The organism is Streptomyces sp. LARHCF249 (assembly GCF_052871255.1).
Map to the genome: position 1 here is coordinate 1 of NZ_JBIXJQ010000020.1, position 25,389 is coordinate 25,389.

General features: G+C 73.8%; 2 protein-coding genes. Both read right to left on the reverse strand.

Annotation, left to right across the window (positions count from 1 at the left end):
- On the reverse strand, positions 1-8,351 hold an 8,351-nt coding region (locus ACIPUC_RS35375), incomplete at its 3' end, for a type I polyketide synthase (protein ID WP_446594491.1).
- A 30-nt stretch (positions 8,352-8,381) separates the two neighbouring features.
- Positions 8,382-25,370 (reverse strand): type I polyketide synthase, encoded by a 16,989-nt coding sequence (locus tag ACIPUC_RS35380; protein ID WP_446594492.1) that lies wholly within the window; start codon positions 25,368-25,370, stop codon positions 8,382-8,384.
- Positions 25,371-25,389 lie beyond the last annotated feature (19 nt).

The following is a 25,389-nucleotide window of genomic DNA, read 5'->3' on the forward strand; positions in this document are numbered from 1 at the left end:
GAGTACACCTCCACCGTCCGCGAGCCGGACTCACCCGGACCACCCACCGCGACCTGGACACGCACCCCGCCCTGCTCGGGCACCACCAGCGGCGACTCGATCACCAGCTCTTCCAGCACGCCGCATCCGGCCTCGTCACCGGCCCGAACCGCCAGTTCCACGAGGGCGGTGCCCGGCAGGAGGACCACGCCGCCGACCCTGTGATCGGCCAGCCAGGGGTGCGTGCGCAGCGACAGCCGCGAGGTGAAGACCAGCCCGTCCGACTGCGGCAGCTGCACCACAGCGCCCAGCAGCGGGTGGTCGGCCGTCATCTGCCCCAGCGAGGCGGCATCGGTGGCCGACTCGGCCAACTGCAGCCAGTAGGGCTGGTGGTCGAAGGCGTAGGTCGGCAGGTCCACACGTGCCGACGTCCGCGGCAGTACGCGGTTCCAGTCGAGCGCGATACCCCGGACGAACAGCTCGGCCATCGAGGCCATCAGCCGTCGCAGGCCACCGTCCTCGCGCCGCAGCGAACCCGTCACCACGACATCGGCATCGGTGCTGTCGACGGTCTCGGTGATCGGCTGGACCAGCACCGGGTGGGCACTGACCTCGACGAACACGCCGTGGCCCTGACCCAGCAGCTCCGCCACGGCCGGACCGAAGCCCACCTGCGCACGGAGGTTCCGGTACCAGTACCCGCCGTCCAGCACCCCGGCGTCAGCCACCCAGCCGCCCGTTACGGTCGAGTAGAACGGCACCTTGGGCGCCTGCGCCTCGATTCCGGCGAGCGTCTCGGCGAGGGCCTCGCGGATGTCCTCCACGTGCCGGGTGTGCGAGGCATAGTCGACCGCAACGCGACGGACCCGGACACCTTCGCCGGACAGGGCCTCCAGGGCCTCGTCCAGCGCCTCGGCGTCACCGGCGATGACCACGGAGGACGGCCCGTTGACCGCGGCAACCTCCACACGATCCGCCCACGGCTGGATCCGCGCGACCGCGTCAGCCTCGCTCAGCGCAACCGACGCCATACCGCCACGCCCGGCCAAGTCCTTGGCAATCGCCTGGCTGCGCAGCGCCACCACCCGCGCCGCATCCTCCAGCGACAGCGCACCCGAGACGCACGCGGCCGCGATCTCACCCTGCGAGTGACCCAGCACCGCATCGGCCCTGACCCCGACCGATTCCCACACCGCCGCCAGACCCACCATCACCGCAAAGCTCGCCGGCTGCAGGACATCGACCCGCTCCATCAGCTCGGGCTCGGTCTCACCCCGCAGCACGGCCATCAGCGACCAGTCCACCCACGGCTCCAGAGCAGCCGCGCACTCCGCGATCCGCTCCGCGAACACCGGTGAGGAGTCGAGCAGTTCACGGCCCATGCCCGCCCACTGCGAGCCCTGACCCGGGAACACCCACACCACCTTGCCGGGCGCACCAGAACCCGTGCTGCCGGATACGACACCGGGCGCGCTCTCGCCCCGGGCCAGTGCCTGCAGCCCGGCCAGCGCCTCGTCGCTCGAACCGGCGACGACCACCGCGCGCTCGTTGAAGACCGCGCGGGCCGACAGCAGCGTCCCGGCCACGTCCGCCAGCGGCACCCCGTCGGCGGCGTTCTCGACGAACGCCGCCAGCCGCTCGGCCTGACCCGCCAGGGAGGCGGCGCTGCGCGCCGACACCACCAGCGGCACGACACCCGCAGGCGCCTGCTCCTCGGAGACGTTCTCGGCCGCCTCCGGCGGCGCCTCCTCCAGGATCAGGTGCGCGTTCGTCCCGCTGATGCCGAACGAGGACACACCGGCCCGGCGCGGGCGGCCGCCCCGCTGCCACTCCCGGGCCTCGGTGAGCAGCTCGATGGCGCCCTCCGACCAGTCCACCTTCGTCGAGGGCTCGTCCGCGTGCAGGGTGGCGGGCATGACGCCGTGTCGCAGTGCCTGCACCATCTTGATGACACCGGCCGCGCCTGCCGCGGCCTGCGTGTGACCGATGTTCGACTTCAGGGAGCCGAGCCACAGCGGCTGCTCCGGGTCCCGGTCCCGCCCGTACGTGGCGAGCAGGGCCTGCGCCTCGATCGGGTCGCCCAGAGCCGTACCGGTTCCGTGACCCTCGACCACGTCCACATCGGACGGGGTGAGGCCCGCGCTGTCCAGCGCCCTGCGGATCACCCGCTGCTGCGAAGGACCGTTCGGCGCCGTCAGACCGTTCGACGCGCCGTCCTGGTTCACGGCGCTGCCGCGCAGCACCGCGAGGACCCGGTGACCGCGCTCACGCGCCACCGACAGCCGCTCGAGCACCACCAGGGCGACGCCCTCGGACAGCACCGTGCCGTCCGCGCCGTCCCCGTACGCCTTGACCCGCCCGTCGGTGGCCAGGCCCCGCTGCCGCGACATGCCGAGGACGCCGATCGGCGATCCCATCACGGCGACACCGCCGGCGAGAGCCATCGAGCACTCGCCCTGCCGCAGCGCCTGCGCGGCCAGGTGCATCGCCACGAGGGACGAGGAACACGCCGTGTCCACCGTGACCGCCGGGCCCTCGAAGCCGAAGGTGTACGAGACACGGCCCGAGGCCACGCTTCCCGCCGTGGCGGTGGTGACGAAGCCTTCGAGTTCCGCCGGCATGTCGGTGAGGGACTCGAGGTAGTCGTGGATGGAGACGCCGGAGAAGACGCCGATGTTGCCGCCCTGGGCCGTGGTCGGGTCGATGCCCGCCCGCTCCAGCGCCTCCCAGGAGGCTTCCAGCAGCAGCCGCTGCTGCGGGTCCATGGCGAGGGCCTCGTTCGGCGAGATGCCGAAGAACCCGGCGTCGAACTGCGCCGCCTCGTGGAGGAAGCCGCCCTTGCTGGTGTACGAGGTGCCCGCGCTGTCCGGGTTCGGGTCGTACAGGCCCTCCAGGTCCCAGCCGCGGTCATCGGGGAAGGTCGTCATGCCCTCGCGGCGCTCCTGCACCAGCCGCCACAGGTCCTCGGGACCCGCGACACCGCCGGGCAGCCGGCAGGCCATCCCGACGATGGCGATCGGCTCGTCGGGGTCCGCGACGACGGCGACAGCCGCGGCGGGGCTGCCGTCGGCCGCCTCACCGAGCTCCTCGCGCAGGTGTCGGGCGAGGACCACCGGGGTGGGGTAGTCGAAGATCAGCGTGGCGGGCAGCTTCACGCCGGTCGCCGCGCTCAGCCGGTTCCGCAGCTCGACCGCGGTCAAGGAGTCGAACCCGATGTCGCTGAAGCCGCGCGTGCCCTGCGCCAGTTCGGGTCCGCTGAAGCCCAGTACGGCGCTCGCCTCGTCCTGGACGATGGTCAGCAGGATGCTCTCCTGCTCGGCCGGAGCCAGCCCGGCGAGGCGGCGGACCAGTCCGCTGCTGTCGCCGGCCGCCGCCCGCGCCAGTCGCCGGCCCGCGCGGACCAGACCGCGCAGCAGGTGCGGGACTCCCCCGCCGGCCGCGGCCTGGCTCCGCATGGTCTTCAGGTCCAGCTTGATCGGCACCAGCAGCGCCTGGTCGGCGTGCAGGCCGATGTCGAGGATGTGCAGGCCTTCGGACGGCGTCATGGCCAGTACGCCACCACGGCTCATTCGGGCCTGGTCGACGGCGCTGAGGTGGGCGGTCAGGCCGTTGGTCTGCTCCCACAGGCCCCAGGCGAGCGAGAGACCCGGCAGGCCCGCCGCCCGGCGGCCGGCCATCAGTCCGTCGAGGAAGGCGTTCGCCGCCGCGTAGTTGCCCTGGCCGGCCGACCCCATGAGCGAGGCGGCGGACGAGAACACGACGAACGCGTCGAGGTCCAGGCCGCGGGTCAGCTCGTCGAGGTGGCGTACGGCGTCCACCTTCGGCGCGAACACCCCGGCGAGCCGCTCCGGGGTGAGGGTCGCGATCACTCCGTCGTCCAGCACGCCGGCCATGTGCACCACACCGGTCAGGCGGTGCTCGGCCGGGACCGAGGCCAGCATGGCCTCGACCTGGCCGCGGTCGGACACGTCGCAGGCGACGACCGACACCGCGGCACCCTGCTCGGTCAGGTCGGCGACGAGTTCCGCCACGCCCTCGGCGTCCGAACCCCGGCGGCTGGCCAGCATCAGGTGCCGGACCCCGTGCCGGGTGACCAGGTGGCGGGCCACCAGACCGCCCAGGGCGCCGGTGCCACCCGTGACCAGGACGGTCCCTTCGGCGTCGAACACCGCGGGTACCTCCGGGACCTCGCCGCCGGCCCGGACGAGCCGGGGGGCGGAGAGGGCCGTTCCGCGCACGGCGACCTGCGGCTCACCGCCGGCCAGGACCGGACCCAGCACCGTACGCAGTACGGATTCCGCCGCGTCGCCGGAGGCGGGGTCGGTGTCGATGAGGACGATCCGGTCGGGGTTCTCGGCCTGGGCGGCACGGACCAGACCCCACACGGCCGATCCGGCCGGGTCGGTCACGGTGCCGTCGCCGGCGGGGACCGCGCCCCGGGTCAGCACGACGAGCCGCGACTCCTCCAGTCCGGTCCCGGACAGCCAGGCCTGGACGACCTCCAGCACGCGGGAGGTGGCAGCCAGTACGGCGTCCTCGCCGTCGGCACCGCCCACCGCCTGCAGGACGGCCACCGCCGGGACTCCAGCGCTTCCGGCCAGAGCCACCACGTCGTCGGCGCCGGAGACCGGAACCCACGCGGGCGCCGGCTCCGCGCCCTGCGGCGCGGACAGTTCGGTCCACTCGACCCCGAACAGCGAGTCGCGGCTCTCGTCGCCCGCCGCGGCGCCCAACTGGTCGGTGGATACGGGCAGGGAGACCAGGGAGTCCATGGTCAGGACCATGTCGCCGGTCTCGTCGGCGGCCTGGAACGACAGCGCGTCCGGACCGCACGGGGCGACCCGTACCCGCAGTGCCGAGGCACCCACGGCGTGCAGGACGAGCCCGTTCCACGCGAACGGCAGCACCTGGCGGTCGTCGTCCGGGTTGGCGAAGGCGTTGGTGTGGAGGGCGGCGTCCAGGAGTGCCGGGTGCATGCCGTACTTGCCGGCCTCGTCCCGCTGTTCGTCGGGCAGGACGGCCTCGGCGAAGACCTCGTCACCGCGCCGCCACACCGCCCGCAGGCCCTGGAACGCCGAACCGTACGCGTAGCCCCGCTCGAGCAGGTCGGTGTAGAAGGTCCCGACCTCGATCGGCTCGGCACCCTGCGGCGGCCACGCGGCGAAGTCGAATCGCTGTCCCGTTCCGCGTGTCGCCGACGACTCCGCCAGGAGTCCGGTGGCGTGCCGCGTCCATTCGCTCGTGCCGCCCTCGCCGTCGGCGTCCTCGCGCTGGGAGTACACGTCCACCGAGCGCGAGCCGGTCGCGTTGGGTGCGCCGACCGCGACCTGCAGCCGCACGCCGCCCTGCTCGGGCAGCACCAGCGGCGCCTCGATCACGAGTTCTTCCAGGACGCCGTAGCCGAACTCGTCGCCGGCCCGCACCGCGAGGTCGACGTACATCGTGCCGGGGATGATCACCACGCCGCCGATGGCGTGACCGGCCAGCCAGGGGTGCGTGCGCAGCGACAGCCGCGAGGTGAAGACCAGCCCGTCGGACTGCGGCAGCTGCACCACCGCGCCCAGCAGCGGGTGATCGGCCCCGGTCAGGCCCAACGACGCCGCGTCCGTGGCCGATCCGGCCATCTCGATCCAGTAGTGCTGGTGGTCGAAGGCGTAGGTCGGCAGGTCCACGCGCGCGGCCGCCGCTCCGGCGGGCAGCACCTCGGCCCAGTCCAGGGCAACGCCGCGGACGAACAGCTCGGCCATCGAGGCCATCAGCCGTCGCAGTCCGCCGTCGCCTCGCCGCAGCGAGCCGGTCACGACCACGTCGGTGTCGGTCGTGTCGACGGTCTCGGTGATCGGCTGGACCAGCACCGGGTGGGCGCTGACCTCGACGAACACGCCGTGGCCCTGCTCGAGCAGGTCGGCGACGGCCGGGCCGAAGCCGACCTGGCCGCGCAGGTTGCGGTACCAGTACCCGGCGTCGAGTACGTCGGCGTCCTCGACCCAGCTGCCGGTGACGGTGGAGTAGAACGGCACCTTCGGGGCCTGCGCGCCGACTCCGGCCAGCGCCTCGGCGAGGGCGTCGCGGATGTCCTCCACGTGCCGGGTGTGCGAGGCGTAGTCCACGGCCACCCGCCGGATCCGGACGCCCTGGTCCTCCAGCGCGTCCAGCGCGTCGTCCAGCGCCTCGGCGTCACCGGCGATGACCACGGAGGACGGCCCGTTGACCGCGGCGACCTCCACGCGGTCCGCCCAGCGCTCGAGTCGTGCGACGGCCTCGGCCTCGCTCAGCGCGACGGACGCCATGCCGCCGCGCCCGGCCAGCTGCTTGGCGATGGCCTGGCTGCGCAGCGCCACCACGCGCGCCGCGTCCTCCAGGGACAGCGCCCCGGCCACACACGCGGCGGCTATCTCACCCTGCGAGTGGCCGAGCACCGCGTCGGGCTCGACGCCCACGGACTGCCACACCGCGGCCAGACCGACCATCACGGCGAAGCTGGCCGGCTGCAGGACGTCGACCCGCTCCATGAGCCCGGGCTCGGCATCGCCGCGCAGGACGTCGATCAGCGACCAGTCCACCCACCGCTCGAGCGCGGCAGCACACTCCGCGATCCGCTCGGCGAAGACCGGGGAGGAGTCCAGGAGTTCACGGCCCATGCCCGCCCACTGCGAGCCCTGGCCCGGGAACACCCACACGACCTTGCCCGGCGTGCCCGAACCGGTCACCACACCGGCCGCGTTGTCGCCGCGCGCGAGCGCCTGCAGCCCGGCCAGTGCCTCTTCGTTCGAGCCCGCGAGCACCACCGCGCGCTCGGCGAGCACGGCACGGCCCGACACCAGCGTTCCGGCCACGTCCGCGAGCGGCACCTCGTCGGCACCCGCGACGAACTCCGCGAGCCGCCCGGCCTGGGCCGCCAGCGAAGCGGCGGTCCCCGCCGACACCACCAGCGGCACCACTGCGGCAGGCTGCGCCTCGTCCGCGGCGGGCTGCGCCTCCTCGGCGGGCGCCTCCTCCAGGATCATGTGCGCGTTCGTACCGCTGGCTCCGAAAGCGGAGACACCGGCGCGGCGCGGACGGCCGTTCTCCGGCCACTCCCGCGCCTCGGTGAGCAGCTCCACGGCGCCCGCGGACCAGTCGACCTGGGGCGTGGGCGCGTCCATGTTCCGGGTCGCCGGGAGGGTCTTGTGCCGCAGCGCCTGGACCATGTTGATCACGGCGGCCACGCCGGACGCCGCCTGGGTGTGCCCGATGACGGACTTGACCGATCCGAGCCACAGCGGCTGCTGCGGGTCGCGGCCCTGGCCGTACGTGGCGAGCAGCGCCTGCGCCTCGATCGGGTCACCGAGCACGGTGCCCGTGCCGTGGCCCTCGACCGCGTCCACATCGGCCGGGGAGAGGCCCGCGCTGTCCAGGGCCTTGCGGATCACCCGCTGCTGCGCGGGACCGTTCGGCGCGGTCAGACCGTTCGACGCACCGTCCTGGTTCACCGCGCTGCCGCGGATGACGGCCAGCACCTGGTGGCCGCGCTCCTGCGCCACCGACAGGCGCTCCAGCAGGACCACGCCCACGCCCTCGGCCCAACCGGAGCCGTCGGCGCCGGCGGCGTAGGACTTGCAGCGCCCGTCGAAGGCGAGGGCGCGCTGACGTGCGAAGCCGACGAAGCCGCCCGGCGTTGCCATCACCGTCGAGCCGCCCGCGAGCGCCATCGAGCACTCGCCCCGGCGCAGCGCCTGAGCGGCGAGGTGGATCGCGACGAGCGAGGAGGAGCACATGGTGTCGACCGTCACCGCGGGGCCCTCGAGCCCGAGGGTGTAGGAGACGCGCCCGGAGGCGACACCGCCCGCGGTGCCCAGGGCCCGCTCCAGGCTGAGGTAGCCCTCGAAACCGCTGAGGTCCGGCGCGTAGTCCTGGTGCACGACTCCGGCGAACACGCCGATGTCGCTGCCCCGCACGGAGTGGGGGTCGATGCCGGCCCGCTCGAAGGTCTCCCAGGACACCTCGAGCAGCTGTCGCTGCTGGGGGTCCATGGCCAGGGCCTCGCGCGGCGAGATCCCGAAGAACCCGGCGTCGAACTGGGCCGCGTCGTGCAGGAACGCGCCCTCCCGGACGTACGTCGTACCGGGGTTGTCGGGGTCCGGGTGGTAGAGGCCCTCGACGTCCCAGCCGCGGTCCTCGGGGAACGTGGAGTAGACGTCGGTGCCCTCGGACACCACCCGCCAGAAGTCCTCCGGTCCGCGGATCCCGCCGGCGTACCGGCAGGCCATGGACACGATCGCGATGGGCTCCGAGGCAGCCGCGACGAGTGTGCTGTTCTCCTGCTGAAGCCGGGCGTTCTCCTTCAGCGAGGCACGCAGTGCCTCAACGACCTGCTGGTCGGGCGCCGACATATCCATCCTCCACGATTCGTTCACAGGCGATCAGCTCGTCTTGCCCAGGGCCCGTTGCACCAGATCGGCAACGTCCATGGCATCGATCAGTTCCACGTCGGCGGCGGCCGCCGACGGTTCCGCTTCCAGGGCGTCCGCATCCGCGTCCGCGTCGGCCTCGGCGAGGCCGAGGAGGGTGTCCAGTACGCCGGCCTCCTTGAACCGGGCGAACGGCACGGACGCCAGGACGTTCCGGAGTTCGTCCTCCCGCTCGTCCAGGCCGTCGTCGGTCTCCCGGAGAAGCTCGGAGCGCAGGTAGCCGACCAGCGCTTCCGGCGTGGGGTAGTCGAAGATCAGCGTCGCGGGCAGGCGCAGTCCGGTGGCCGCGTTCAGGCTGTTGCGCAGGTTGACGGCGGCGAGCGAGTCGAAGCCGACCTCCTGGAACGCCTGGCGCGGGCCGATGCCGTCCGCCCCGCTGTGGCCGAGGACCGTCGAGGCGTGGCCGCGGACCAGGCGGAGCAGGATGCGGTTCTGCTCGGTTTCCGCGACCGCCCGCAGGGAGTCCGCCAGGGACGAGGCGGCCTCGCTGTTCTCGCCGTCGCCCTGCAGGGCCTGAAGGGCTTGCTTCGCCTCGGGCAGGTCGGCGAACAGCGGGCTGGTACGGACCGAGGTGAACGCGGGAATGAACGCGCCCCAGTCCATGTCGGCCACGGCCACGAACTTCTCGTTGCCCTGTACCGCCTGCACCATCGCGGTCACCGCCAGCTGGGGGCCCATCGGCAGGACACCGCGGCGGCGGAGCTGGGCGAGGGCTGCCTCGTCCATGCCCACGCCGATCTGGTCCAGTGCTCCCCAGGCGATCGACGTCGCCCGCAGTCCGCGGGCGCGGCGCCACTCGATCAGGGCGTCGAGGACGGCGTTCGCCGCTCCCGACGGGCCCTGGCCGCCGCCGCCCCACACGCCGGCGATCGAGGAGAACACGACGAACGCGTCGAGCGGTGTGCTCTCGAACAGCTCGTCCAGCCATACGGCCGTGTCCACCTTGGCCGCGAACACCTCGGCGAGGTCGTCCGCGCCGGTGTCGTCGATGGAACTGGTCTGCTGGATGTCGGCGGCGTGCACCACGGCCGTGAGCGGCTGCTCCGGGTCCGTCGCGGAGACCAGCCGCGCGATCGCGTCCCGGTCGGCGTCCTCGCAGGACTCCACCGTGGTGGCGAGGCCCAGCCCGGCCAGTTCGGCACGCAGTTCCGACACGCTCCGGTCGGGTGCGTGCGCGGTGGTCGTGATGACGAGGCGGTCGGCGCCGGCCTGGGCGAGCCAGACCGAGACGTGCTTGCCGAGTCCTTCGGCGCCGCCGGTCACCAGGACCGTGCCGCGGGGATGCCAGCCGGTGTCCCCAGTGGATTCGGGCACGGGCTTGCGCACCAGCCGTCGGGTGTACACGCCCGATCGCCGGACCGCGAGCTGGTCCTCACCGGCGGCGGAGTTGAGCACTCCGAGCAGGTACTGGGCCGTGCGCGGGTCGGTCACGCCGGGCAGGTCGACCAGACCGCCCCAGCGGTCGAGCCGTTCCAGCGCGGCGGCGCGGCCGAGGCCCCACAGCGACGCCTGCGCCGGTGAGGTGAGGGTGTCGTGGATGCCGATGTTCACGGCTCCCCTGGTCAGGCACCACAGGGGCTGCGTGGCGTTGTTGTCGCCCAGGGCCTGGATCAGCGCGAGCGTCGGCGCCGTGGCCGCGGTCGGGTCCTGGGGACCGCTGCCCGTCTGCTGGTCCACGGCGAGCAGGGACAGCACGCCGGTCAGGTCGTGTTCGGACAGGATTGCGGCCAGCCGCTCGGCGAGCTGCTTGCGGGTGCGCTCGCTCTCGCCGACCTCCATCAGGACGGTGCCCAGTCCGAGACCGGTCAGCTCCTCCAGGAGGGCGTCGGTCGCGCTGCCGTCCGGGCGTCCGGACGGTACGACGACCAGCCAGCGGCCGCCGGGTACGCCGGCCGCTTCGCGTTCGAGCGGCTGCCAGGTGACGTGGTAGCGCAGCTTCTCCGCCGTCGACCGCTCGCGGCGCTTCCCCCGCCATTGCGCCAGCACGGGCACGACGGTGCCGAGGGCGCTGCGCTCGTCGGCCGAGGCCGTCTCGAGCAGCGCGCCGAGGGAGTCCAGGTCGGCCTGCTCGACCGCGGCCCAGAAGTCGGAGTCCGCGCCTTCGGCCGCGTCGGCGGCTTCGGCGGCACCTTCCGCCTCCTGCAGCCAGTAGCGCTGGTGGTCGAAGGCGTAGGTCGGCAGGTCCACGCGCCGCGACGGCGCCGTCTGCGGCAGCATCCCGTTCCAGTCGAGCGCGACACCGCGGACGAACAGCTCGCCCATCGAGGCCAGCAGCCGTCGCAGGCCGCCGTCCTGGCGCCGCAGCGACCCGGTCACCACCGCATCGGTCTCGGTGTCGTCGGCGGTCTCGGTGATCGGCTGGACCAGCACCGGGTGGGCGCTGACCTCCACGAACACCCCGTGGCCCTGGCCCATCAGCTCGGCCACGGCGGGACCGAAGCCCACCTGGCCGCGCAGGTTCCGGTACCAGTAGTCGCCGTCGAGGACGCCGGCGTCCGCCACCCAGCCGCCGGTCGCGGTGGAGTAGAACGGCACCTTCGGCGCCTGCGCGTCGATCCCGGCCAGCGCCTCGGCCAGGGTGTCGCGCACGTCCTCCACGTGCCGGGTGTGCGAGGCGTAGTCCACCGCGACCCGCCGGACCCGGACGCCCTGACCCGAAAGCGCGTCCAACGCCTCGTCCAGTGCCCGGGCGTCGCCGGCGACGACCACCGACGAGGGGCCGTTGACCGCGGCGACCTCGACCCGGTCCGCCCACGGCTCGAGCCGCGCGACCGCTTCGTCCGCGCTCAGCGCGACCGACGCCATCCCGCCCCGCCCGGCCAGGTCCTTCGCGATGACCTGGCTGCGCAGTGCCACCACGCGCGCCGCGTCGTCCAGGGACAGCGCCCCCGCGACACAGGCGGCGGCGATCTCGCCCTGCGAGTGGCCGAGCACCGCGTCCGGCTTGACACCGGCCGAGGCCCAGACGGCCGCCAGGCCCACCATCACGGCGAAGCTCGCCGGCTGCAGGACGTCGACCCGTTCGATGAGCTCGGGTTCGGTCTCGCCGCGCAGGACGTCGATCAGCGACCAGTCCACCCACCGCTCGAGCGCGGCAGCACACTCCGCGATCCGCTCGGCGAAGACCGGGGAGGAGTCGAGCAGTTCACGGCCCATACCGGCCCACTGGGAGCCCTGGCCGGGGAACACCCACACGACCTTGCCCGGCTTGCTCGATGCGGCACTGCCGGACACCACGCCGGGCGCGCTCTCGCCCCGGGCCAGCGCCTGCAGTCCGGAGAGGGCCTCCTCGGCCGTGCCGGCCACCACGACCGCACGCTCGGCCAGCACCGCACGGCTCGACACCAGCGATCCGGCCACGTCCGCCAGCGGCACCGCGTCGGCGCCTTCGACGAACGCCGCCAGCCGCCCGGCCTGACCGGCCAGGGAACCGGCGCTGCGCGCCGACACCACCAGCGGCACCACACCGGCGGGCGCCGCCGCCTCGGAGACGGGGTCCGCCTCCTCGGCGGGCGCTTCCTCCAGGATCAGGTGCGCGTTCGTCCCGCTGGCTCCGAACGAGGAGACGGCGGCCCGGCGCGGACGGCCGCCCCGCGCCCACTCCCGGGCCTCGGTCAGCAACTCCACCGCACCGGCCGACCAGTCGACCTGGCTCGTGGGCTCGTCCACATGGAGCGTGGCGGGCATGATGCCGTGCTGCATGGCCATGACCATCTTGATCACACCGGCCACGCCGGCTGCCGCCTGCGTGTGACCGATGTTGGACTTCAACGAACCGAGCCACAGCGGCTGCTGCGGGTCGCGGCCCTGGCCGTACGTGGCCAGCAGCGCCTGGGCTTCGATCGGGTCGCCCAGGGCCGTACCGGTCCCGTGGGCCTCCACGACGTCGACGTCCGCCGGAGTGAGGCCCGCCGTGTCCAGCGCCCTGCGGATCACCCGCTGCTGCGAGGGGCCGTTCGGCGCGGTCAGGCCGTTGGAAGCGCCGTCCTGGTTGACCGCGCTGCCGCGCAGCACCGCGAGGACCCGGTGGCCGCGTTCCCGCGCCACCGACAGCCGCTCCAGCACCACCACGCCGACGCCCTCGGCCCAGCCGGTGCCGTCCGCCGCCGAGGAGAACGCCTTGCAGCGCCCGTCGGCGGACAGGCCCCGCTGCCGCGAGAACTCCATGAAGGCGTCCGGGCTGGCCATGACCGTCGCGCCGCCGGCGAGTGCCATGGAGCACTCGCCCTGCCGCAGCGCCTGCGCCGCCAGGTGCATCGCCACCAGGGACGAGGAGCACGCCGTGTCCACGGTGACCGCCGGGCCCTCGAAACCGAACACGTACGACACACGGCCCGAGGCCACGCTGGCCGCCGTACCGGTCATGAGGTAGCCCTGGACGTCTTCGGGTACCTGCCGGAGGCGGGTCACGTAGTCGTGGTGGACGATTCCGGTGAAGACGCCGATGTCACGGCCCCTGACGGACAGCGGGTCGATGCCGGCCCGTTCCAGCGCCTCCCAGGAGGTCTCCAGCAGCAGCCGCTGCTGGGGGTCCATGGCGAGGGCCTCGCGCGGGGAGATGCCGAAGAGTCCGGCGTCGAACTGCGCGGCCTCGTGGAGGAACCCGCCCGAGCGGGTGTAGCTGGTACCCGGGTGAGCCGGGTCCGGGTGGTAGAGCCCTTCGAGGTCCCAGTCGCGGTCGAGCGGGAACCCGGACACCGCGTCCCGCTGCTCCACCACCAGCTTCCACAGTTCCTCGGGACTGTCCGCTCCGCCCGGCAGGCGCGTGCTCATCGCGACGATCGCGATGGGCTCGTCGGAGACCGACGCCGCCGCCGTGGCCCGGGCGGGCAGCGTGACGCCCTCGCCGAGCAGTTCGGCCCGCAGGTGGTCCGCGAGGACGGCCGGTGTCGGGTAGTCGAAGACCAGCGTGCTGGGCAGGTTCGCCCCGGTGAGGTCGCGCAGGCGGTTGCAGAACTTGACCGCGCTGAGGGAGTCGAAGCCGAGGCTCTTGAAGGACTGCTCCGAGTCGAAGCCGTCCGCGTCGCGGTGGCCGAGTACGACCGCCGTGCTCTCCTGGACCATGTCCATCAGCACCTGGTGCTGCTCCGCGGCCGACAGCCCGGCCAGCCGGCCGGCGATCGCCTCGCCCGCTCCTTCGCTGCGCGACACCACGCGCCGGGTGAGGGCGCCGGTCTGCGTCTGCGCGTCGGCAGCGGGGCCGACGGGCTCGGCGGGAGCGTCGACGGTCCCGTCGGCGCCGTCTCCGGGGAGGGCGGCCAGGGTCAACGGGCCGAGGACCGCGACGGGTTCGCCGGCCGCGTCCGCGAGCTCGAGCAGGTGGCCCCCGCCCTCGGCCGGCGTGATCCGCAGCCGCAGCGAGGCGGCGCCTTCCGCGTACACGGCCAAGCCGGTGCACGCGGACAGGTCGCGGTCAGGGGCACGGTCTTCGGCGGTCGGCAGGTCCGCGGCGGTACGGGCGTCCAGGACGCGCAGTGCGGTGTCGACGAGTGCCGGGTGGAGGGTGAACTCCGCTGCGTGGTCCGCCAGTTCGTCCGGAAGCGCGATCTCCGCGAAGATCTGTCCGTCCTGCTGCCACACGCGGTGCGCCCCCGGGAGGAGTGCGTCACCGTCCGCGGGCGGCGACCAGGTCCGCAGGTCGAAGGCCGGCTGGGGCATTCCGGGAACCAGCACGGCTCGTGCGTGGCAGGTCCAGGATCCCTGCTCGGGGTCGATGGCCCGCGAGTAGACGGCGGCCCGGCGGCGCCCGTCGGGGCCGGGGCCGTCCACCGACACCCGCACCTGGGAGTTTCCGTGCTCCGGCACCGTCAAAGGCGCCTCGACGACGATCTGTTCGAAGCTTCCGCAGCCCACCTCGTCGGCGGCCCGGCCGATCATCTCCAGGAGCGCGGCGGCCGGGATCCCGGTCGTGCCGTCCGTTGTCACCCGGCCGGGGAACCGGCCCAGGCTGCGCGGCGACAGCTGCCCGGTGAGCACGACGCCGTGGTCGCCGTCGTCGCCCGGCATGTCGATGACGGTGCCGAGCAGCGGGTGCCGGGCGCTGGTGGCGCCGAGCGCTTCGGCGCCGCCGGCCGGGGTCTCGTCGGACTCGACCCAGTACCGCTGGTGCTGGAACGCGTAGGTGGGCAGGTCGGTTCCGGCCGCCGTGACCGGGCGGTCGAGGACGGTCGCCCAGTCCAGGGCCACACCGCGTACGTGCAGTTCCGCGAGCGCGGTCACGACGTCGGTGGCCTCGGCGCCGTTCTTGCGCAGGGTGGCGATGCAGCTCTGCTCCGGCGCGCCGAGCGTGCCGAGCGCCATCGCGGCGAGGGCGCCTCCTGGGCCGATCTCGAGGAACGTCGTCGCTCCCTGGCCGCTCAGCGAGGTGACGGCGTCGCTGAACCGCACCGCGTTGCGTACCTGGTCGACCCAGTACGCGGGGCTGCTCAGCTGCCCGTCCCGGACGAGTTCGCCCGTCAGGGTCGAGACGACCGGAAGGGCGCCCGGCCCGTAGGAGAGGCTCTCCGCGACCGTGCGGAACTCGTCGAGCATGGGCTCCATGAGCTGGGAGTGGAAGGCGTGGCTGACCTGCAGCCTGCGCGTCTTGCGCCCCTGGCTCGCCAGTTCCCCGGCGAGGGCGAGCACGGCGTCCTCGACTCCGGAGAGCACCAGCGAGTCGGGGCCGTTCACGGCGGCGACGCACACCGCGCCTTCCGCCCGCGCCAGCAGGGGCGCGACGTCGGTCTCGGTCGCCTGGACGGCCACCATGGCGCCGCCTTCGGGAAGGGCCTGCATCAGCCGGCCGCGCGCGGCGACCAGCCTGCCCGCCTCGGCGAGTCCGAGCACGCCGGAGACGTGCGCGGCAGTGATCTCGCCGATCGAGTGACCGGCGAGGAGGTCGGGTCGGACCCCCCAGGACTCGAAGAGCCGGAACAGCGCGGTCTCCAGGGCGAACAGGGCGCCCTGCGTGTACATCGTCCGGTCGAGCAGTTCGCTGTCGGGCGACCCGGGGGCGGCGAAGACCACCTCGCGCAGCGGGCGCGCCGCGTGGTCGCGCAGGTGCTCCTCGACGGCGGCGCAGGCTGCGGTGAAGGCCTCGCGGAAGACCGGGAAGGTCTCGGCGAGTTCGCGGCCCATGCCGGCCCACTGGCTGCCCTGCCCGGTGAAGAGGAGGGCCAGCTTGCCCGTGGCCGGGGTTCCGGTGACGACCGCGGGGCTCGCGTCACCGCGCCCGAAGGCGCTCAGGTCCGCGCAGAGCCGGTCCCGGTCGGACGCCAGGACGACGGCACGGTGGTCGAGCTGGGCACGCGTGGTGGCCAGGGCATGGGCGGCGTCGGTGAGGCTCAGGCCGGGCCGGTCGTCGAGGAAGCGGGCGAGCCGCTCGGCCTGGCCGCGCAGTCCGGCCGGGGTCCGCGCCGATACGGGTACCGGTACGGGGACGCCCGTGGGCCCGGGTTCCGGCACGGGCTCCGACGCGACCGGCTGCTCGGGGGCCTCTTCGAGGACGACGTGCGCGTTGGTGCCGCCGATGCCGAAGGAGGACACGCCGGCCCGACGGGGCCGGCCGTTCTTCGGCCAGTCGCGGGCCTCGGTCAGCAGTTCCACGGCGCCCGCGGACCAGTCGACGTGGGTCGACGGACGGTCCACGTGCAGCGTCTTGGGGAGGACGCTGTGCCGCATGGCCATGACCATCTTGATCACGCCCGCGACACCCGCCGCACCCTGGGTGTGACCGATGTTGGACTTCACGGATCCGAGCCACAGCGGCTCGTCGCCCTGCCGGTCCTGGCCGTAGGTCGCCAGGAGCGCCTCCGCCTCGATCGGGTCGCCGAGGGTGGTGCCCGTGCCGTGCGCCTCCACCACGTCCACGTCGGACGGGGAGAGCCCGGCACCGGCCAGGGCCTTGCGGATCACCCGCTGCTGCGCGGGACCGTTCGGCGCGGTCAGACCGTTCGACGCGCCGTCCTGGTTCACGGCCGAGCCGCGGACCACGGCGAGCACCTGGTGGCCCCGGCGGCGGGCGTCGGACAGCCGCTCCACCAGGAGCAGCCCCGCGCCCTCGGACCAGCCGGTGCCGTCCGCGCCGTCCGCGAACGCCTTGCACCGGCCGTCGGGGGCCAGTCCGCGCTGCCGGGAGAACTCGACGAACGTCTCCACGGTGCCCATCACCATCACACCGCCGGCCAGCGCCATCGTGCACTCGCCCCGGTTCAGCGCCTGCGCCGCGAGGTGCAGGGCCACCAGCGAGGAGGAGCAGGCCGTGTCGACCGTGAGGGCGGGACCCTCGAAGCCGAGGTGGTAGGCGATACGGCCGGAGGTGACGCTGCCCGAACCGCCGGTGAGGCGGAATCCCTCGACGCCGGACGCCTGGTGCATCCGCATGCTGTAGTCGTGGCTGTTGACGCCGACGAAGACGCCGACGTCCTCTCCGGCCAGCGTGGTCGGGTCGATCGCGGCCCGTTCGAACGCTTCCCAGGACGTCTCCAGCAGCAGTCGCTGCTGCGGGTCCATGGCGAGCGCCTCGTTCGGCGAGATGCCGAAGAACGCGGCGTCGAACCCGGCGGCGTCATCGAGGAAGGCGCCGTGGCGTACGTACGTGGTGCCGGCGTGGTCGGGGTCGGCGTGGAAGAGCCGGTCGATGTCCCAGCCGCGGTCGTCGGGGAACTCGGTGACGGCGTCGATCCCGTCGGCCACCACGCGCCAGAGGTCCTCCGGGCTGTTCACGCCCGCGGGGAAGCGGCACGCCATCGCCACGATCGCGATCGGCTCGTCCTCCGTGCCGACGGGGGCGGCGGGCTCGGACGGACGCTGCGGCGTGCCGCCGAAGAGCTTGGTGCGCAGGTGCTCGGCGAGCGTCGTCGGCTTCGGATAGTCGAAGATCATCACCGGGGAGAGGGTGAGGCCCGTCGCGGCGGCGAGCCGGTTGCGCAGCTCCACCGCCATCAGCGAGTCGAATCCGGCCTCCTTGAAGGTCCGGTCGGCGTGGACGGCGTCGGCAGTGGCGTGTCCCAGCACCTCGGCGGCATTGCGCCGTACCAGCTCGACCAGGGTCTCGGTCTGCTCGGCATCGCCCAGGCCGGCGATGCGCTCCCGCAGGGACGCGGGCCCCGACGGAGCGGCAGCCCGCGCCGCCGGCCGCGGCGACGGGGCCAGACCCCGCAGCAGCGGCGGGACCGGGGCGTCGGCCGCGGCCGCCCGCAGAGCGGACACGTCGAACTTCGCGGCCACCAGGGCGCCGGCCGTGCCCGCGCCGCCCAGGGCGGCGTCCAGGAGGGCCATTCCCTCGGTGCCGGAGAGGCCGCTCATCCCGATGCGCTTGTTGCGTCGCAGGTCGGCGGCGCTCAGGTGCTCGGTCATGGAGCTGACCGTCGCCCAGTAGCCCCAGGCGAGGGAGACGGCCGGCAGACCGAGAGCGTGCCGCCGGCGTGCCAGCGCGTCGAGCCAGGCGTTCGCCGCGGCGTAGTTGGCCTGACCGGGGTTGCCCAGCACGCCCGCCGCCGAGGAGAACAGCACGAACGCGGCGAGGTCCAGGTCGCGGGTCAGCTCGTGCAGGTGCAGCGCCGCGTCCGCCTTCGGGCGCAGCACGGTGTCGACACGTTCCGGGGTCAGCTCGGTGAGCACCCCGTCGTCCAGGACACCGGCGGAGTGCACCACGGCGGTGAGCGGGTGCTCGGCCGGTATCTCCCTCAGGAGCGCCTCGAGTTGGGCCCGGTCCGCCGTGTCGCACGCGGCGATGGTGACGGACGCGCCCAGCGCGGTCAGCTCGTCGTGGAGCTCCGGGGCATGGCCGCGGCGGCCGGCGAGGACCAGGTGCCTGATGCCGTACTCGGTGACCAGGTGCCGCGCTGTCATCGCACCCAGCGTTCCGGTGCCACCGGTGATCAGTACGGTGCCTTCGGCGTCGAGCGGACGCGGGTGCTGCCCGGCGTCGGGAAGCGGTCCGCCCGGCGAGACGGGCACGCGGACCAGCCGGGGCACCTCCGCCACGCCGCCGCGCACCCTCATCTGCGGTTCGCCGCTCAGCACCACGGCCGACAGGGCGGACCGGGAGGCGTCGTCGAGGTCGGCCAGCACGATCCGGTCCGGGTGCTCCGACTGCGCCGAGCGCACCAGGCCCCATACCGCGGCCGCGTCGAGGTCGGCGTCGCAGTCCCCGGTGACCACGGCCAACCGGGTCTCCGCCAGAGCGGGTTCCGCCAGCCAGGCCTGGAGTACGGCCAGCGCCGCGTTGACCGAGGCACGGGGGTCGGCGTCGGCCGGTGCGCTGCCGGCCTTGGCCTCGTACCGCAGGACGTCCGGGGTCGAGGCGGCCGTACGGGCCGAAGCGGCGACATCCGCGGCGGTCGCGACGGTCACGATGTCGAGAGGGCGCTCCACGGCCGGAAGCGCACACTCCGTCCAGTCGACGCGGAACAGGACGTCGTGCGTCAACGCGCCGGTGATCCCGGCCTGTTCGGGGGAGAACGGAGTTCCGAGCACCGTTTCGACGGTCATGACGGGCTGCCCCGTCGGGTCGGTCAGCTGCAGACCGGTGCCCTCCGCCGACGTTCCGTCCGCTCGCACGTGCAGTGCGGTGGCGCCGGATGCCAGCAGGGAGACCCCGGTCCACACGGACGGGAGCATGCCGTCGGAGAGGACCGTGCGGACGGCGGCGTCCAGCAGGGCGGGGTGCACCCCGTAGCGGCCCGCGTCACGGAGGGCGGCGCCGTCCAGGGCGACTTCGGTGGCGGGCCCGGTGCCCGGGGGCATCACCCTGGTGGCGGTGGGCGCCAGCGCGCCGTGCGCGTGGCGCGTCCACGGCGCGTCCAGCGGGGCGTCCGCGGCGCGGGAGTAGATCTCCACCGAACGCCGCCGCGCCGCGTCGGGCTCGCCGACGACCACCTGGATGCTGCGGCTGCCGCGCTGCGGCATGACCACGGGCGCGTCGACGGTCAGTTCGTCGAGTACGGGGGTGGCGGCCAGGTCACCGAGCCGGATGGACAACTCGACCAGAGCCGCGTTGGGGACCACGACGGAATCGGCCACCTGGTGGTCCGCGAGCCAGGGGTGCGACCGGAGGGACCAGCTCGACGTGGCCATGAGGCCGGCCGAGTTCGGCATGCTGACGACCGCGCCCAGCAGCGGGTGACCGGCCGCGGCCAGTCCCAGCGAGGCCGCGTCGGTGGCCGAGTCGGCCGCCTGCAGCCAGTAGTGCTGGTGCTCGAAGGCGTAGGTCGGCAGATCCACGCGCGCGGCCGCCGCTCCGGCGGGCAGCACCTGGGCCCAGTCCAGGGCCACACCGCGGACGAACAGCTCGGCCATCGAGGCCATCAGCCGTCGCAGGCCACCGTCCTCGCGCCGCAGCGAGCCCGTCACCAGGGCATCGGTGCCGGTGGTGTCGACGGTCTCGGTGATCGGCTGGACCAGCACCGGATGGGCACTGACCTCCACGAACACGCCATGGCCCTGGGCCAGAAGGTCCGCGACGCCCGGGCCGAAGCCGACCTGGCCGCGCAGGTTCCGGTACCAGTAATCGCCGTCGAGGACGCCTGCGTCCTTCACCCAGCTGCCGGTGACGGTCGAGTAGAACGGAACCTTGGGCGCCTGCGCGCCGATTCCGGCGAGCGTCTCGGCGAGGGCGTCTCGGATGTCCTCCACGTGCCGGGTGTGCGAGGCGTAGTCCACCGCAACGCGTCGCACGCGGACGCCTTCGCCGGACAGCGCCTCCAGCGCCTCGTCCAGCGCCTCCGCGTCACCCGCGATCACCACCGACGACGGCCCGTTGACCGCGGCAACCTCCACACGATCCGCCCACGGCTGGATCCGCGCGACCGCCTCGGCCTCGCTCAGCGCGACCGACGCCATACCGCCACGCCCGGCCAAGTCCTCGGCAATCGCCTGGCTGCGCAGCGCCACCACCCGCGCCGCGTCCTCCAGGGACAGCGCACCCGAGACGCACGCGGCGGCGATCTCACCCTGCGAGTGACCGAGCACCGCGTCCGGCTTGACACCGACCGAGGCCCAGACGGCCGCCAGACCGACCATCACGGCGAAGCTCGCCGGCTGGAGTACGTCGACCCGCTCCATCAGCTCGGGCTCGGTCTCACCCCGCAGCACCGCCATCAGCGACCAGTCCGTCCACGGCTCCAGAGCAGCCGCGCACTCCGCGATCCGCTCCGCGAACACCGGCGAGGAGTCGAGCAGTTCACGGCCCATGCCCGCCCACTGCGAGCCCTGACCCGGGAACACCCACACGACCTTGCCCGGGGAACCGGCACTGCCGGACACCACACCGGGCGCGCTCTCGCCCCGGGCCAGCGCCCCGAGCCCCGTCAGCGCTTCCTCAGCCGAGTCGGCCACGACCACCGCACGCTCACCGAGGACCGCACGGCTCGACACCAGTGCCCCGGCCACAGCCGCCAGCGACACCCCGTCGGCAGCGGACTCCAGGTACGAAGCCAGGCGACCGGCCTGACCGGCCAAGGAACCGGCGGTCCCCGCCGACACGACCAGCGGCACCGCCCCAGCGGACTGCACCGGCTGCTGCGCCTCTTCGGCGGGCGCCTCTTCCAGGATCAGGTGTGCGTTCGTCCCGCTGACGCCGAACGAGGACACACCGGCCCGGCGCGGACGCCCGTTGCGCGGCCACTCCCGCGCCTCGGTCAGCAGCTCCACCGCACCCGCGGACCACTCCACCTGCGTGGTGGGCGCATCCACGTGCAGCGTCGCCGGGAGCACCCCGTGCCGCAGCGCCTGCACCATCTTGATCACGCCGGCCACACCCGCGGCGGCCTGCGTGTGACCGATGTTCGACTTCAGGGAGCCCAGCCACAGCGGCTGCTCCGGCTCCCGGCCCTGGCCGTACGTGGCCAGCAGCGCCTGCGCCTCGATCGGGTCGCCCAGGGACGTACCGGTCCCGTGGGCCTCCACCACATCCACGTCCGCCGGCCCCAGCCCGGCGCCGGCCAGCGCCCTGCGGATCACCCGCTGCTGCGACAGCCCGTTCGGCGCGGTCAGGCCGTTCGACGCGCCGTCCTGGTTCACGGCGCTGCCGCGCAGCACCGCCAGCACCCGGTGGCCGCGCTCGCGCGCCACCGACAGCCGCTCCAGCACCACGACGCCGACGCCCTCGGCCCAGCCGGTGCCGTCCGCGCCGTCGGCGAAGGCCTTGCAGCGCCCGTCAGCGGCCAGAGCCCGCTGCCGGGAGAACTCCACGAAGTGGCCCGGCGTGGCCATCACCGACACGCCGCCGGCCAGCGCCATCGAGCACTCGCCCTGGCGCAGCGCCTGCGCCGCCAGGTGCATCGCCACCAGCGAGGAGGAACAGGCCGTGTCCACCGACACCGCCGGTCCCTCGAGGCCGAGCACGTACGACACCCGGCCGGACGCCACGCTCGGCGCCAGTCCGGTGGTCGTGAAGCCTTCCAGCTCCGGCGCGGCCGCGGCGGCGCCGGTCCCGTATCCCTGGCCGAAGAGCCCGGAGAACACCCCGACGTCGGTGCCCTTCAGCGCGACCGGGTCGATGCCCGCCCGTTCCAGCGCTTCCCAGGAGGTCTCCAGCAGCAGCCGCTGCTGGGGGTCCATGGCGAGGGCCTCGCGCGGCGAGATCCCGAAGAAGCCGGCGTCGAAGAGCCCCGCCTCGTGGAGGAACCCGCCCTGATCGGTGTAGGACGTGCCCACCCGGTCCGGATCCGGGTCGAAGAGACCCTCCAGGTCCCAGCCGCGGTCCTCGGGGAAGGACGACAGGGCGTCCCGGCCCTCGGAGACCAACCGCCACAGGTCCTCCGGCCCGGCCACGCCGCCCGGCAGCCGGCACGCCATGCCCACGATCGCGAGGGGCTCATCGGGGTCGGCCGCCATGACGGATTCCGATACGGCTCGGGTGATGCCGAGGACCTCGGCCCGCAGGCAGGCCGCCAGCGCCGCCGGAGTGGGGTGGTCGAAGACGACGGTGGTGGCCAGGCGCAGTCCGGTGCCCTCCGACAGCCGGTTGCGCAACTGGACGATCGCCATCGAGGTGAAGCCCATGTCACGGAACGCACGGTCGGACGGGACCAGTTCGGGCCCCGTCTGCTGCAGCACGGCGGCGGCCTGCGTACGGACCAGGTCTTCCAGCAGCGCCAGCTGCGCCCGCTCGTCCAGGCCGGACAGCCGGTCGCGCAGGACTGCCGTGACGGCCGTGTCGGGCGTGCTCTGCCGCGCCGGGTCCTCGACCAAGGCGCTCAGGAGCGCGGGAACTTCGGTGGTACCGGCAGTCGGCGCGGCCACCTTCACCGCCAGCAGCGAGGGGCGGTCCGTCGTCATGACGAGGTCGAAGGCGGAGAGGAGCAGCTGGCGCAGCCGGCCGCTCTCGTCGTCCGCCGCGTCGCGGCCGCCGGGCCATGCGCCCCAGGCGAGGAAGGAGCCGGGCAGGTTCCGCAGCCGGCGGTTGCGCACCACCGCATCGGCCAGGACGCCGTCGACGGCCTCGCCCGGGTTGTCGGACGCACCCAGCAGCCCGGCGACGTCGGAGACCACGACGAAGGAGGCGAGCGCGTCCTCGGCGGTCATGTCGTCAAGCCGCAGGGCCAGTTCGAGATCATCGGCCGCGTGGACCACGGCGGTCACCGGGCGCGGCAGGCCGGCCAGCGCGTTCCGCAGCGGCTCCGGGTCCGCTCCGTCCGCCGTCACCCGGATGACGCCGGTCTCGGGGAGACCCAGGTCGGCACCGGATACGGCCGAGCCCGTGCCGCTGGGGGACGTGACGAGCAGCAGGCTGTCCACGCCGTGGGCCGTGACCAGCCGGTGCGCGATCGCCGCGCCGTGCGCGGTGTCCGCTCCGGTGACCACCACGGTGCCCGTGGCGCCCGGCGAGGATTCCGCCTGCGGCGCGTCGACGACGGGCAGGCGGTGCAGGCGGGGGGCCAGCAGGGCGCCCGACCGCACCGCGATCTGCGGCTCGCCGGACGCGATCGCGGCCTGGAGGGCGTCCAGGCCGAGGTCGCCGGTGTCGAGGTCGAGGACGGTGAGCGCTGCCGGACGGGCCTCCTGGAAGGACCGGACGACAGCCCAGACCGGAGCGTCGGCCAGCTGCTGCGCGCCGTCCTCCGCGGCGGCCGCGACCGCACCGCGCGTGAGGACCACCACGCGGGAAGCCTCCGACTCGGGGCGTGCCAGCCAGTCCTGCACGTGCTCCGCCAGGAGCCGGGCGCCGGCCCGTCCCGCAGCGATCGGGTCCTGGGCGTCCGCGGGCACCGGCGGCTGAACGAGGACCGTCACCTCGGGAGCCGCATCACCCTCGGCCACCGCGGTGTGCACCGCCGCGAGGTCCGGGTACTGGCGCACCTCGGCGCCCGCCGCTTGCAGGGCCGTGACGAGGCCGGCCGCCGGGGCACCCGTACCGGCCACCGCCCAGGTGCGGGCCGGGGAGACGGGGGCGGTCGGTGCCGCCGCCGGAATCCAGTCGAGGCTCAGCAGCCCGTCGTGGTGTCCGCCGGCCGCGTACCGCAGCCGGCTCGGCTGCTCGGCCAGGAGCCGCCGCTTGGTCTTGCCCGACGCGGTCCGGGGTATGGCAGTGACCTCGCGGACCTGCTCCGGCACCTTGTAGGCGGAGAGCTGCTCGCGGCACCGGGCGATCAGCGCCGCGGTGTCGAATCCGGAGGGGCCGGGGATCACGTAGGCGACCGGCACCTCGCCGAGCGTGTCGTGCGGCGCGCCGGCGACCGCCGCGTCGGCGACGCCCTCGACGGTGCGCAGTACCGCCTCGACTTCCTCGGGGTGGATGTTCTCCCCGCCGCGGATGACGAGTTCCTTGATCCGGCCGCAGATGGTGAAGTAGCCGGCGTCGTCACGCCGGGCCAGGTCGCCGGTCCGGTACCAGCCGTCCTGCAGCGCCGCGGCGGTCGCCTCCGGGCTGTTGTGGTAGCCGACCATGACGTTCGGTCCGCTGACCCACACCTCCCCCTCCTGGCCGACGGGTACGTCGAGCCCGGTGGCGGGGTTGACGATGCGCACTCCGACGCCCGGCACGGGCAGGCCGCAGGAGCCGTCGACCCGGGCGCCGTCCGGCGGGTTGATGGTGATGGCGCCGCAGGTCTCGGTGCTGCCGTAGGCGTCGACCAGCGGGACCCCGAAGACCTCCTCGAAGTCCTGGCGCAGCCGGGATCCGGTGACCGCTCCGCCGACCAGGCCGATCCGCAGGGCGGGTGCGGAGAATCCGTTCTGCTGCGCGGCCGTCACCAGGTGGTGGTAGGTGGTGGGAACGCCGGCCAGGAAGGTCGCGTCGTCCTCGCGGAGCGCCGTGATCACGTCCTCGGCGGAACTCCCGTCCATGATCCGGGCAGTGGCGCCGACCACGGTGACGGACAGCACGCACGCGATGTGCGAGAGGCTGTGGAACAGCGGGAGGGGCCACAGGACCCGGTCCTGCTCGGTCAGCCCCGGAATCGGCACGTAGCAGGAGGCGACGGACCAGAGGCAGTTGCGCTGCGTGGACAGGACGCCCTTGGGCCGGCCGGTCGTCCCCGACGTGTAGAACATCCAGGCCGCGTCGTCGAGGCCGAGGTCGTCCCGGGCGGGACCGGCCGGCTCGCTGACGGCGAGCTCGTCGTACGAGTGGGCACCCGCCTGCGCCGGGACATCGCCCGTCACCAGCAGCGTGAGGCCGGCCGCCACGGCCGGCGAGCGCCGGAGCCGCTCCGCCTGCACGGAATCGGTGATGACCACCGTGGCCCCGCTGTCGGTCAGCAGGTACTCCAGCTCGGCGAGGGCCGAGGCGGGGTTGAGCGGCACCCCGATACCGCAGGCGCGGACGATCGCCAGGTAGCTCTCCACCGTGGAGACGGTGTTGCCGAGGCAGATCGCGACCCGGTCCCCGCGCTGGACGCCGAGGTCCGCCAGATGTCCGGCGAGCCGGCGCGTCCGCGCCTCCAGGTCACCATAGGTGACCGCCCGCCGGTCATCCGCGAAGGCGACCTTGTCGGGGAAGCGGGTCGCGTTCTCCATGACTGCGACAGGAAGTGGC

What these genes read in the sequence shown, in the direction of transcription:
- ACIPUC_RS35380 (WP_446594492.1), bottom strand. Translation starts at nt 25,370, where the DNA reads ATGGAGAACGCGACCCGCTTCCCCGACAAGGTCGCCTTCGCGGATGAC.